This window comes from Hyalangium sp. (assembly GCF_035629615.1).
Lineage (GTDB): Bacteria > Myxococcota > Myxococcia > Myxococcales > Myxococcaceae > Hyalangium.
Window position 1 is genome coordinate 20,701 of record NZ_DASPHO010000387.1, and the last position, 12,732, is coordinate 33,432.

Here is a 12,732-nt window from a genome sequence, read left to right on the forward strand (position 1 = left end):
AGGAGCTCATCGAAGTGCGAGGCGGACTTCCCCGCTGGTCGCCGGCAGCACGAGCGTCAGGCCCTCTTCGACGGCCGACGAGGGGATCTCGAAGAAGAGCACCACATCGGAGCGCTCGTCAGGGCCCCAGGTGTGCCGCAGCTCGCGCGTCCCGGCGGTGATCTGCGCGTCCCGGGCCACCGCGTACTCCTTGCCCGCCGGGTCCACCAGCCGCGCCCCCTCCAGTGTCACCGGAGCCGGGGCCTTGCCCACGTTCTGCATGACGAGCTGCACGCGGAGGAACAGCTCCTCGGAGGTGAGGCTCAGCTTTCCTCCCTTGACCGAGTGCGAGGACTTCAGGCCCGTGAGCTTCACCGCCACGGTGTCCACGTGCTTCGTGTCGTTGGGCTCGGGCAGCTTCAGCTTCCGCTCCGAGGCACCCTCGTCCGCCGTGGCCAGGTCCGCGAGGCCTGCGTTGGGCTCCTCGGGAGCCTGAGTCTGCGGAGGGCCCGAGGGAGCCCCTCCCTTCCCCACACGGTCCGCCTCGGCGCGCAGCTTGGCGAGCGTGCGGTCCTCCTGCTGGGGCGGAGCCTCGTTCTTCGTGCAGCCCCATGCGAGGGCCGCCACCAGGAGCATCGGGGACAGAGAGGGACGCCCGCTCATGCGTGGTCCTTGACCAGCTGGTACAGCTTGTCCAGCGCCGCGGGGATCTTGGAGGCGTCTGGACCGCCCGCCTGCGCCATGTCCGCCTTGCCACCGCCCTTGCCGCCCACCTCCTTGGCCATCTCGCGCACCAGGTCGCCGGCGCTGAAGCCCCTGGCCACCACGTCCTTGGTGGCGGCCACGAGGATGAGCGCCTTGCCGTCCTTCTCGCCGCCGATGGCGATGACGCCCGAGCGGATCCGGTCGCGCAGCTGGTCGGCGAGACCGCGGTAGACCTTGTCGTCCGCCGGGTCGATTCGGGTGGCCAGCACCTTCATGCCGTTCACCTCGCGCGCCTGGTCGAGCAGGTCCTTGCTGGAGGCCGTCTGCGCCTTGACCGCGACCTCCTCGACCTTCTTCTCCAGCTCCTTCACACGCTTCTGGGTGGCCTCCACCCGCTTGACCAGCTCCTTGGGGCTGGTCTTCAGCAGCTCGGCCGCCTTGCGCAGCTCGCGCTCCGTCTCTCGCAGGTATTGGAGGGCGCCCACGCCGGTGACGGCCGTGACGCGCCTCACGCCCGAGGCGATGCCGCTCTCGCTGACGATCTTGAACAGGCCAATGTCACCGCTGCGCCGCACGTGCGTGCCGCCACACAGCTCGGTGGACTGCGGGTGCACGGTGACGACGCGCACCACCTCTCCGTACTTCTCACCGAACATGGCCACGGCGCCGGACTTCTTCGCCTCGTCCAGCTTCATCATGCGCGTCTGGGACTCGGCGTTCTCGCGGATCCAGCCGTTGACGAGATCCTCCACCTGATCGAGCTGCTCGGGCGTGGGCACCGCGAAGTGCGAGTAGTCGAAGCGCAGGTAGTCCGGCGCCACCACGGAGCCGGCCTGCTTCACGTGGTCACCCAGCACCAGCTTGAGCGCCTTGTGCATCAGGTGCGTGGCCGAGTGGTTGGCGCGGATGGCCTTGCGCCGCTCGCCGTCTACGCCGGCCTGCACCATGTCGCCCAGCTTGAGCGTGCCCTCTTTCACCTCTACCTTGTGGACGGTGAGGCCCTGCACCGGGCGCTGCGCGTCCAGCACCTGCGCCACGGCCTTGCCCCCGTGGCCGGTGATGCGGCCGGTGTCACCGATCTGGCCGCCGGACTCGCCGTAGAAGGGCGTCCGGTCCAGCACCAGCTCCACCGTGTCGCCCGCCGTGGCCTGCTGAAGCTCCTGGCCGTCCTTGACGATGGCGCGCACGGAGCCCTCACCCTCGTGGCCCTCTCCTTCGTAGCCGAGGAACTCGGTGGGCCCCAGCCGCTCCACCAGCTTCAGGTAGACGGCCTCGACCGCTTTGGCATCGGTGAGCTTGCCACCCCCCGCGCCGCGCGGGTTGCGCATGATCTCCTTGTACTTCTCCTCGTCGATGTCCAAGCCGCTCTCGCGGGCGATGATCTGGGTCAGGTCCCACGGGAAGCCGTGCGTGTCGTGGAGGAAGAACGTCGCCTCGCCGGAGATGATCTTGCCGCCGCTCTCCTTCAGCCGGGCGATCTCCTCCTCGATCATCTTCAGGCCGCGGTGCAGCGTCTTCCGGAAGGACTCCTCCTCATGGCGGGAGACCTCGATGAGGAACGTGCGGCTCTCGCGCAGCTCGGGGTAGGCGTCGCCCATCAGCTCGATGACGCGGTCCACCACCTTGAAGAAGAACACCTCGTCCAGCCCCAGCAGCGAGCCGTGGCGGATGGCGCGGCGCATGATGCGGCGCAGCACGTAGCCGCGGCCCTCGTTGGAGGGCTGAACGCCGTCCGAGATGAGGAACGCGGCGGCGCGGCTGTGGTCTGCGATGACGCGCATGGAGGCCCCACCCTCCTGGGTGTAGGGCTTGCCCGCCAGCTCGCTCACCTTGGAGAGGATGCCCTGGAACAGATCCGTGTCGTAGTTGGAGCGCTTGCCCTGGACGACGGAGGCGATGCGCTCCAGCCCCGCACCCGTGTCGATGGACGGCTTGGGCAGCGGGATGAGCGGCGCGTCCTTCTCCTTGCGCTCGAACTGCATGAACACCAGGTTCCAGATCTCCAGCCACCGGTCACAGTCGCACGCCACGCCCTGGCATGCCTTGCCCGCGACGACCTCGGCGCAGGGGATGTCATCGCCCTGGTGGAAGTGGATCTCCGAGCACGGGCCGCACGGGCCCGTGTCACCCATCGCCCAGAAGTTGTCCTTGAGGCCGAGCTTGTAGATGCGATCGCGGGGCACGCCCTGCTTCGCCCACAGCTCGAAGGCCTCCTCGTCCCAGGGGATGCCCCCCTCGCCGTTGAACACGGTGACGGCCAGGCGCTGGGTGTCCAGCCCCAGCGTCTTCGTGACGAACTCCCATCCGTAGGCGATGGCGTCCGCCTTGAAGTAGTCGCCGAAGGAGAAGTTGCCGAGCATCTCGAAGAACGTGTGGTGCCGAGCCGTGTAGCCCACGTTGTCGAGATCGTTGTGCTTGCCACCGGCGCGCACGCACTTCTGCGAGGTGGTGGCGCGGCTGTAGTCGCGCTTCTCGCGGCCGGTGAACACGTCCTTGAACTGGACCATGCCCGCGTTGGTGAACAGCAGGGTCGGGTCGTTCTGCGGGACAAGAGAGGACGAGGCGATGCGGCGATGGCCGCGCTCCTCGAAGAACTGGAGGAACGCCTCGCGGATCTGGGAGGCGGTAAGAGCGGAAGGCATGGTGTGGGTATATGCCACAAGAGGGCGCCTCGCAGGAGTTCTTGCTGACCTCCCCCCGCCCGGCCAGCAGCCGGGCATCAGCAGAGGGCGCCGGGAGCCCCCCTCTCACCAGGGGGGGTAGGGAAGTCTCGGAGATCATTCCAGAGGGTGCTCAGGGTGCGCTAAACTGCGCGGCTGACCTATGCGGATGCTGCCCGTTGCGCTCCTGCTGTTGGCCCTGCCTGCCCTGGCGCAGGTGGACGCGCGCGTGGCGTTCCTCACCAAGCAGCTGGAGAACGGCAAGGATCCGCGTGCGCGCTCCCAGGCGGCGCTGGTGCTGGGGGCCACCGAGGAGCCCGAGGCCGTCCGCCCGCTGTGCTCGGGGCTCGGGGATGCGAGCGAGCTCGTCCGGGCCGCCGCCGCCAAGGGGCTGGCGACGCTGAAGGAGTCCTCCGGCCTGGAGTGCCTCAAGAAGCACAAGGAGACGGACGCGGCCACGCTGTCGGCCGTCCGCGAGGCCATCAAGATCCTGGAGGCGTTCAAGGCCCGTCCCCCGCGCCTCTACGTGGCCTTCCTGGGAGTGAAGGACAAGACGGGCTCGCTGTCTCCGGAGCTGTTGAAGATCACGGAGGAGCGCCTGCGGCGGAGGCTCATCCATACAGGAGCGCTGCTGGCGCCTCCCAAGGAGGCAAAGAAGGCCGCCAAGGGTGTGTTGAAGAAGCACCGGATCTCTGGTTTCCAGCTCAATGTGGAGATCCAGAACACGGAGGGCGGCGGGTTGCGCCTGGCCCTCCTCTGTCTCACCTACCCGGATCTGGCGCTGCTCGGTCAGGTGGACGTGCAAGCCGCCGGGGCCGGGCCCGACGCACTCCTCAAGGCGCTGGTGCCCAAGGCCATCGAGGATGTCGCGCAAACCTTCGAGTGGAGTACCTGAACCCCATGTCTCGAGATCCGCAGCAGGCTGGAAGCAAGAGGCGCCAGTGGCGCAACTTCCTCATCGAGCCGAAGTTCCAGCTCAAGTTCGCGGCGTACCTCATCACGACGACGGTGGTGCTGGCGGGGGTGCTGGGAGTGTTCCTGTACCGGAACACTCAGGCGCTGCTGGACGAGGCCAGCCACTCGCTGGAGTCCCGCTCGCGCGCCGCGGAGGCCAGCCGCGAGCTGTCCAACGCCACGCTCTCCAACGAGCTGATCAAGAAGATGGGGGATCCGGTCTTCGTGGCGCAGCTGGAGGCCACCTCCAGGACGATCGACGAGCGCTTCGAGGCCGAGCGGGCGGCCATCGTGGCGCAGCGGGCGGAGCTGGTGCGGCGCCAGCGCATCATGTGGCTGGTGTTCATGGGCACCCTGGTGGGCTTCATCTCCTTGATCACCCTGGTCAGCATCGTGCTCACGCACCGGGTGGCCGGGCCGCTGATGCGCATCCGGCGCATGGTGAAGGACGTGGCCAGCGGGACGATCCGCCCGCCGCCGTACGGGCTGCGCGACACGGACGAGCTGAAGGACATCTTCGACGCGACGCGGGGCATGATGCATGTGCTGCGCAAGCAAGTGGAAGATGACGTGCTGGTGCTCTCGCACGCGCTGGAGCGTGCGCAGCAGGAGGGCGTCAAGAGCGAGTGGCTGGAGGACCTGCGCACGCTGGAGTCGCGGATCAAGAGCCGGCTGTGAGGGGCTCGGGCCTGCTCAGTGCCGGTGGCCCGCCGGCTTCGGCTTGAGGACGAGCTCCTTCGCGATCAGCATGGCGGACTTCCGCTCCTCGGCGCCCTTTCTGGCTGCAGGATCCTCGGCGCGCGCATAGCGATTGGGCTTGGGCGCGGAGACATAGAAGTTCTGGGAGTTTGGGACGGCTAGCACGTCGTGGACTCGCTGCGCGAGCTCGTCCTCCTGGCCCTTCGTCTTCGCCTCGATCGCCAGCTGCAGCAGCGCCTCGAACAGGAGCTCCGTGGTACCCCGTGAGCGCGTCTCCGCGGACAAGGAGGACAGGCCCTTCACGCCCTTCTCATAGAGCTCCAGCGCCCGGGGGTGCTTGCCCTCGAGATCCGCGAGCCCTCCCAGGATGATCCACCCCTCCGGGAAGGGCTCCAGCTTCCCGCTGGCCTCAGCGCGGCGCAGGGCCGCGAGGAGAGCCTTGCGCTCGGGTCCGCGCCCCTCCAGCAGGAGCAGCTGGAACTCGACCACCCGGCTGCGGAGCCGGGTATCGGGATCCTGGCAGAGGGGAAGGAGCTGCTCGAAGAGTGCTGCCGTGGGTGGCTTCTTCGCGAGCTCCGTGATGGCGCTCTCGCGCACCTGCGGGGAGGCATCGCGCAGCCCCAGCGCGAGGCCGCGCTCCGCTACCGCCCCCTTCCGGCCGAGCAGGTAGGCCACCGCGGCCTTGCGCAGCTCCTCGGAGAGGGAAGGCTTCTCCAGGAGGCGCATCGCATAGGCCTCGGCCTCCCGAGGCAGCCTGGCATCGAGCGCCCCGAGGACCTCGGTGCCCAGGTCCTCCTCTGGGAGCGTGGCCAGGCCGCGGACCTCGTCGTCCGTCCCGATAAGCTGAAGCCCCCTCACGGCGGCAACCCGCTCCTCTTGCTGAGCACTCGTCGTGGAGAGCTCCACCCAGAAGCTGCGCAGCTCGGGGTGCGCGCCCGGCTTGCTGGCGCTGCTGGCCCGGATGGAGAGCTCCTCCAGGAGGGCAGTGCGCTCGCTTCCAGCGGGGGTGGTCCGCCAGCGCTCGAGGAGCTCGGGGAGCTTCGGCGCGTTTCCAGTGATGACCCGGGTGAGCTTGCGTGTCTCGGGATTGAGGCGGAGGAGTATCCCCGGAGGCTGGGGCTCGGTGGGGGGGAGCATGCCGCCGGTGCGCACGGACAGCTCGAGCAGCTCGCCCTTGAAGGAGGCGCCGCCCAGGAACATGGGGCCGCACGAAGTCAGTGGGATGCGGGCCTGCTCGGCCTTCGTGAGCGAGGCTGCGATGTCCCAGGTGCCGATCTGCTTCCCCTTCGGCCCGTACAAGAGGACAGAGCCTCCTTGGCTGACGATCGCCACGTGCCGGCCGCTGGGGGAGATGAGGGCCTCACTGGGGTAGACGTAGGAGACGTCCTGCTTCCAGAGCACCTTGCCTCGAGCATTGCGGAGCGTGAGAGGCACAGGGCCCTGGGTGAAGCGCATGTTCTTCGGTTTCCCTGCTGCTCCCTGCACCTCGAGCGTGAAGCGCCCGTTGCCGCTGCGCTTCGTCCATGGCGTATGAGGCGAGAGTGAGCACGCAAACGCCACGGCAGGCCCCAGGATGGCCAGGAGGACCCATCCTGAGAGCCAGCGGATCGATGCGCGATTCATGGGTCCTGAGGGTAGGCCACCCGGTCCCGCTCCGCCAAGACCGGGGGCAGACGCTCCGAGTGTCCCTGGGAGGGCTGCGCGTCAGGCAGCTCGAGCTCGCCCGAGAGGAGCTGGGGCAAGAGGAGGTCGCGAAGCGCTGCGAGCGTGCGGCCTTCCTGGACGTTGGCGTGGAGCTTGTCGAGGAGCGGCCGCATGAGCCGGTTGAGCGCTTCGGCGCACCTCGGATCCGGGAGGGCGATCGGGTAGCGGGCCATGCGCTCCCAGCTCGTTCGCGGCATCCGCGTGCCGTCGGAGCCGGAGTCGGTGAAGCTCACGAACTCGACGCTGGAGAGGTGGCCGAGCACGAGGCTGTAGAAGGCCGGGTCCGTGGGCTCCACGACGACGATGTCGGTGGAGCAGACGCCGTCCACCGGGGCGATCCCCACCTTATGGAAGTAGGGGCGCAGCTTGCCGAACAGGAGGTTGCCTGCTCGGAACCTGCACTTCGGGCTCTGCACCTCCGTGGCCGTGCCCCACTGGGAGAGGGCGATGGATCTCTGCGGCATGTGTTCCAGGCCGATGTAGGGCGTCGAGCCCTCGAGCTGACCTGGGTCGACGACCTCGCGGAACTGGCGGGCGACGTCACCGAGTGTTCCCCAGCGCCAGCCGCTCGGCACCGGGCCCTCGTTCGTCATGGCGAAGTCATCCGGGAACAGCGCTGCGACTTCGTCGCCCATCCCGAGCGGCGGGTGTCCCTCGGACTTCGCTACGACGGGGTAGAAGTCGACGAACCACGACTGGAACAGCGTCGAGGCCAGGGCCTCCAGCGTGAGGTTGAGCTGCCGGGTGAGCTCGATCCGCTCGTCGAGCGTCCCAAGAATGTCTGCGATGCGCCGCTGGAGCGGGAGCGGAGGCAGCTCGAGCTCGATTCGCCCCAGGGCGGACGCCTTGAGGTACGGCAGCGCCGAGCCCTCGATCAGCTCCTCGAAGTTGAGCGTGCAGAGCAGATAGTAGAGGAATCTGGGCTCCACGCCCTCGCGCGGGACCGCCGCCATGAGGTTGTTGTCCAGGAGGATCGGGCGCTTCGTCAGCCGCTTGCGGTTGTGGCGGATCGCCTCGCCGATCTTCGCGAAGATGACCGAGCCCGCTGGAACGGGTCTGCCCCGCAGCTCCGCGGCCGCCTGGGTGTCCACCGAGTTCTCCGCCCCCACGATGAACAGCTCGTTGCCCGGGCGGCTCAGGTCACTGACCTTGAGGAACGGGAACTCGCCTCTGGAGCGTCCCTGGAACCGATGGGGGAAGGCGACTCCGGCTCGGAACTCACACAGCTCGTCGAGCGTCACGGCCTTGTGCTCACTGCCCACGGCTGAGCTCCTTCACGAGTGTGCGCAGCCGCTCGTCCAACTCCTGGGCCCGGGCGAGTTGCTGCTCCAACTGCGCGGTCAGCCTGGGCAGCCGCTCCTCGAAGTCCTCGGCCTCCTCCACATCTGCCGCCTCCACGTATCGCCCCGGCGTGAGGGCGTAGCCCTGGTCCCGCACCTCCTGGAGGCTGGCCACCCTGGCAAACCCTGGCACCTCCTGGGGACGAGCCGTGAGGCGGAACTCCCGGTAGACGGAGGCGATGCGCTCCACCTCCTCGTCGCTGAGCTGCTTCTGCCTGCGGGACCCCGGAATCAGCGCACCCAGCGAGCGCCCGTCAATGAACAGGATCTCTCCCAGCCGTCTGCGGCTCGCCTTCCCGCCGGTGCGCGACTTCGAGAGGAACCAGAGCGTGCAAGGGATCTGCGTGTTGGCGAAGAGCTGCGTGGAGAGCTGGACCACGCAGTCCACGAAGTCGGCCTCGACGAGCGCCGTGCGCACCTCGAGCCGCCCGGTCTGGTTGTTGGACAGCTCCCCCGCCGCCATCACGAACCCCGCCGTGCCGCCGTCCTTGAGGTGATACAGGAAGTGCATCATCCACATGGGGTTCGCGTTGCGCGGGGAGAGCGGCATCTTCTTCCCGGCGATCACCCGGCGCGGCTCGTCCTCGGAGAGCTGGTTGGCCCCCCAGCCCTCGCGACCCTTCGAGCCATCATTGAAAGGGGGGTTGGACAGGATGTAGTCCGCCTTCAGCTTGGGGTGCCGGTCATCCGAGTAGGTGTTGCCCAGGCGGATGTCTCCCTCGAGGCCGTGGATGAACAGGTTCATCCGGCAGAGCCGGTAGGTGAACTCCTTGCTCTCCTGGCCGAAGAACGAGAGCTGGCGGCTGTGCTTCGCGAAGAGGTCCGTCTGCACGAACATGCCGCCGGAGCCACAGCAGGGGTCGTAGACGACGCCGCGCCGGGGCTCCAGCATGGCGACGAGCAGCCGCACGATGCTGGCGGGCGTGAAGTACTCGCCGCCGCGCTTTCCCTCCGAGGAGGCGAACTCACCGATGAAGTACTCGTAGACGCGGCCCAGAAGGTCTTCCCCGCCGTGCTCCTGCGTGAACACATCGCGGGAGAACAGGTGGAGCAACCGCGTCACGTTGTGCCGGTCCATGTTGGACGCGGCGTAGAGCCGCGGCAGCAGGCCGCGCAGCCGGTCCGGATACGCCTTCTCCAGGGCCTCCAGGGCGTCATCGAGCCGGGCCTTGATGTCGTCATCGCCGGCATGCGCGAGCAGCTCGCTCCAGCGGGCCTTTCTGGGCACAGGGAGGGCACCGGGCCGGTGGTGCTCAATCCGGAGCGAGAGGAAGCGCAGGAAGATGAGCGGCAGGACGAACCGCTTGTACTCGGCAGGCTCGATGGATCCGCGGAGCGTGACGGCGGCCTGCCAGAGCTCCTTGACCAGATCCATGACGCCGGTGCCCTTCGATGCGCTGGGCGTCTGGCCTTTTTTCAGTCCCATGGGTGCTGAGTTCTTGGTCAACATCCCCCCCTGGTAAAGCATCCCGATCGTAGCACCGCGGGAGCGCGCACGCTGACCGGGCGAGTGCGCTGGGTCCTCTAGTTACCCACAAGGGGGATGTCCACGCCCAGGATCTGCTCCAGCTCGGCGAGGGTGAAGTGGCTGATGAACGCCTGGGCAAACTCCGTCACGCTGTCGATCGCCTTGGCCAGCCTCCGCCGCTGCGCCCAGAGCGTGGCGACGAGGTGGCTGCCGATGTCGAGCCCGGTGCGGCCCACGAGCTGCGCCACCGCCGTGAGGCCGCCGCTGTCGTAGGCCCGCGCGACGACCTTGAAAGCGTTCTCAGTGGCGTGCAGGAAGTCCTTCACGTCCTTGCGGTTGCCGACCTGCATGAGCGTGTCGAAGACGCGGGTGGCAAACTGCACGGGCGCGGATCGCTTGAGGGTCTCGAGCGCACTCCGCGCCAGCGCGCCGCCCTTGCGCGCCAGGCTGTCGAGCGCCTTGAATGCCGCCTGAGCACCCTTGCGCATCAGGGCCTCGAGGTGCTTCAGCCCCTCCTGGACCAGCTGGCCGCCCTTGGCGACGGCGCGGCCGAGCGCCTCCGCGCCGGCATCCCCCACATCCTTGAGCCCGGCAAGGACCGCCTTGCCGCCCTCGGTCAGGTTGACCTTCCACGCCTCGAGGATGCGCTCTCCCGCCGCCTTGCCTTGCTTGATGAGATCGATGATGACGGCCCGCGCCTCTTTGGCGACCTCCAGCTGTCCCTCGGCGAACTGCACCAGCTTGTTCACCGCGCTCTTGGCAAGCTCGGTGGCGCCCTCGGCCAGGTCCTTGACGGCGCCCACGGCGGCCTGCACCACCTGCTTGGCCGCCTGGCCCGGGTTCTGCGCCACCCAGACGATGAGCTTCAGTCCCTCCTCGGCCTTCTCCTTGAGGGCCGTGATCGCCTTCGTCACATGCTCGAGGCCGGCCTTGCCCAGATCCACGAGCATCTTGAACGCCTGCTTTGCGGCCTGGCCCACGCCGGTGATCACCTTCACGAGCTTGTCCTTCACCATCCTCGCGGCGGTGCCGGGGTTGTTGAGCACCCAGCGCAGCGTCTCCAGGCACTGCAGGCCCTTCTGGAGGGCGTAGTCCACCGCCTGGTTGAAGGCCTCCTTCGTCGCGGCCACCGCCTTCTCGAAGCCTTTCTTGATGCGCTGCTTGGCATCCAGGTAGAAGTCGTGCAGCTTGCCGAGCGCGGCGAGCCCGAGCTGGACCATCTTCTTGGCGGCGGCCGTGGCCAGGAGCAGGCCCTCCTGCACCAGGCTCTTGAGGGCCTCGATGGCCAGCTCGGCGAACTGGCCCGGGTTCTGGGCAATCGACCGGAGGATCTCGATGCCCTGCTCCCAGCGCTGGCGCAGCTCGGCCAGGGCCTCCTTCATCAACGTCCAGGCCTGGGAGGCCAGCTCGCCCCCCTTGTTGATGACGTACACCACCGCGTCCGCGGCCTTCATGGCCACGCTGTTGATCACGGCCCAGGCCTTCTCGCCCGTGGCCTTCACCGTGGCTACCGCCTGATCGATCTTGACGTTGAGGATGTCCAGGTACTTCCCGGGGTTGCGGATGAGCTCCGCGAGCCCGTGGAGCATCGCGCCGGTCATCTTCAGCTGGCGGCCCGTCTCGTTGGCGGCGGAGGTGGCGAGCTGCTCTCCGGCCGCGATGCCCAGCTTCCCTCCCATCGCCGCGGCCTTGAGGAGCTTCCGCTCAGCCCCCGCGACGCCGAAGGTGGCCACCAACAGGACCATGCCATGGGGGCTGCTGGCCAGGGCCGTGGCGGCAATGAGCGCATCCAACCAGTCTGGCGCCTTGTAGCTCTTCGGGTTGGCCTTGAACTTCTCCAGCTGGGAGAAGATGACGAGATCCAGGAGGAGCTCAGCCGCGCCCAGGGCGAGCTGGATGGGCAGGTCCACGTTGGTGACGCCCAGCACCTCGATGATGCCGAGCACCGCATCCACGGCATTGAGGGAGCCGCTCAGGCTCGCCAGGTAGCGAAGCTCCGGTGGGACGCTGGGATCCACGGCGAGCTTCGCGTTGTCCCAGACCGCCAGCGCAGCGGGGACGGCGCCGGCGACCGGCACCATCTTGGCCAGCCCCTTGAAGATCTTGCCGGCAACCTCCTTGCCCAGCTTGAGGCCGACTTTTCCAAAGATCCGGTCGGCCTCCTTGAGCGCCTTGAGCAGCGCCTTCGACATCCCGCTCGCCACCTTCGAGTCGAAGTTCTTGGCGGCGAACTCGAGAAAGGTACCGAGGATCTTGCTGTCCACGGGCTCGGCGCACTTGAGGAAGCACTTCAGGGCCTCGTCGTCGAAGTCCGCGATCAGCTTTCCGAGAGACTCCCGAGACGACTCGGGGAGCCTGGCCATCAGCTCGGCGAAGGCCTGCGCCAGGGGCTTCCCGCTGGCGGTGGTGCTGGCGAGGAGCTTGTTGAGCACCCCGTGCTCCAGGCCGGAGAGGGCCGCGACCACCGCCGGGCAGACTGCGGGATTCACCTTGGCGAGCACATCGATGAGGGTGTGGGTGGCCGTCGTGCCCTTCACGGCCTCCATCAGCTTGGGCAGCGACTTCTCCAGCTTTGGATCGACCACCAGCCGCTTCAGCTGCTCGGCGTCATTGGCGGGGAGCTCCTGCACCACCTTGGACTCGACGTCCGTGACGGCGTCCGCGCTGTGCAACGCCGAGGGGGGAAGCTTGCGCACCTCCTCGATGATCTCGGCTACACCCTTGATACCCCGCTCGGTGAGCCACCGCTTCAGCGTGTTGAGGTCGTCGAGCAGCTCCCTCGCGTTGGCGAGCAGCTTCACCACGGCCTGGGCCTTCTCCCGCCACGAGGCGTTGCCATCCAGCAAGGTGAGGGCAGAGCCAATGACGGCCAGGCGGGACTGGAGCTTTCGCAGATCGTTGGCGAGGTCGGGAAACAGCTTGCCGGCCGCACTCTTGGCGGCGACGACGAATTCGAGGGCGGCCTTGGCCTTCTCCGGGATGCTCTTCTTCGAGTCCAGGAGGACGAGCACTGTCTGCGCGAGCTGGGTGGCCGCGGGCAGCCCTTCGAAGATCTTCGTCACCAGGGGCGAGAGCTGGTCCTCGGGGACGAGCCCGGCCACCTCCGTGAGCAGCTTCAGGCCCGCGCTGATGCGGTCCGCGGCGGTGGCCTGGGTGTCGAAGATGTCACCCAGCGCGGGGATCAAGTTCGCGTTCTCGGTGACCTTGAGGACCGTCTTGTCCT

8 protein-coding genes are annotated in these 12,732 nt (G+C 67.9%); 2 read left to right on the forward strand and 6 right to left on the reverse strand.

Features of this window, described 5'->3' with window-relative positions:
- Window positions 1-6 precede the first annotated feature (6 nt).
- The gene (locus VD972_RS19800; RefSeq protein ID WP_324989268.1) at window positions 7-642 is read right to left on the reverse strand and encodes a DUF4352 domain-containing protein; all 636 of its coding nucleotides are present in this window, start codon (window positions 640-642) and stop codon (window positions 7-9) included.
- Window positions 639-3,326, reverse strand: coding sequence for an alanine--tRNA ligase (gene alaS / locus VD972_RS19805; RefSeq protein ID WP_324989270.1), 2,688 nt, complete (start codon window positions 3,324-3,326; stop codon window positions 639-641). The genes VD972_RS19800 and alaS overlap by 4 nt, the downstream gene beginning before the upstream one ends.
- Before the next feature lie 187 nt (window positions 3,327-3,513).
- On the opposite strand from alaS, the gene VD972_RS19810 reads away from it, so the two are divergent.
- On the forward strand, window positions 3,514-4,239 hold the full coding sequence (locus tag VD972_RS19810) for a HEAT repeat domain-containing protein (protein WP_324989272.1): 726 nt from the start codon (window positions 3,514-3,516) through the stop codon (window positions 4,237-4,239).
- Window positions 4,240-4,244: 5 nt separating this feature from the next.
- The gene (locus tag VD972_RS19815) at window positions 4,245-4,976 is read left to right on the forward strand and encodes a signal protein (protein WP_324989274.1); all 732 of its coding nucleotides are present in this window, start codon (window positions 4,245-4,247) and stop codon (window positions 4,974-4,976) included.
- A 15-nt stretch (window positions 4,977-4,991) separates the two neighbouring features.
- On the opposite strand, the gene VD972_RS19820 is transcribed toward VD972_RS19815, so the two are convergent.
- The 4 genes from VD972_RS19820 to VD972_RS19835 all read right to left on the reverse strand — a co-directional run.
- Window positions 4,992-6,620 carry a hypothetical protein gene (locus tag VD972_RS19820; protein ID WP_324989276.1) on the reverse strand — a complete coding sequence of 543 codons (1,629 nt, stop codon included), beginning with the start codon at window positions 6,618-6,620 and terminating at the stop codon, window positions 4,992-4,994.
- Window positions 6,617-7,963 (reverse strand): restriction endonuclease subunit S, encoded by a 1,347-nt coding sequence (locus tag VD972_RS19825; protein ID WP_324989278.1) that lies wholly within the window; start codon window positions 7,961-7,963, stop codon window positions 6,617-6,619. Before VD972_RS19825 ends, VD972_RS19820 begins: the two co-directional genes overlap by 4 nt.
- The gene (locus VD972_RS19830) at window positions 7,953-9,467 is read right to left on the reverse strand and encodes a class I SAM-dependent DNA methyltransferase (RefSeq protein ID WP_324989279.1); all 1,515 of its coding nucleotides are present in this window, start codon (window positions 9,465-9,467) and stop codon (window positions 7,953-7,955) included. The genes VD972_RS19825 and VD972_RS19830 overlap by 11 nt, the downstream gene beginning before the upstream one ends.
- Window positions 9,468-9,565: 98 nt before the next feature.
- Window positions 9,566-12,732, reverse strand: a 3,167-nt coding sequence (locus VD972_RS19835) for a hypothetical protein (RefSeq protein WP_324989280.1), incomplete at its 5' end; no start/stop codon positions are given.

Excerpts from the sequence above, each read along its gene's own strand:
- VD972_RS19800 (WP_324989268.1), bottom strand. The coding sequence starts at position 642 with ATGAGCGGGCGTCCCTCTCTGTCCCCGATGCTCCTGGTGGCGGCCCTC.
- alaS (WP_324989270.1), bottom strand. The coding sequence starts at position 3,326 with ATGCCTTCCGCTCTTACCGCCTCCCAGATCCGCGAGGCGTTCCTCCAG.
- VD972_RS19810 (WP_324989272.1), top strand. The coding sequence starts at position 3,514 with ATGCTGCCCGTTGCGCTCCTGCTGTTGGCCCTGCCTGCCCTGGCGCAG.
- VD972_RS19815 (WP_324989274.1), top strand. The coding sequence starts at position 4,245 with ATGTCTCGAGATCCGCAGCAGGCTGGAAGCAAGAGGCGCCAGTGGCGC.
- VD972_RS19820 (WP_324989276.1), bottom strand. The coding sequence starts at position 6,620 with ATGAATCGCGCATCGATCCGCTGGCTCTCAGGATGGGTCCTCCTGGCC.
- VD972_RS19830 (WP_324989279.1), bottom strand. The coding sequence starts at position 9,467 with ATGGGACTGAAAAAAGGCCAGACGCCCAGCGCATCGAAGGGCACCGGC.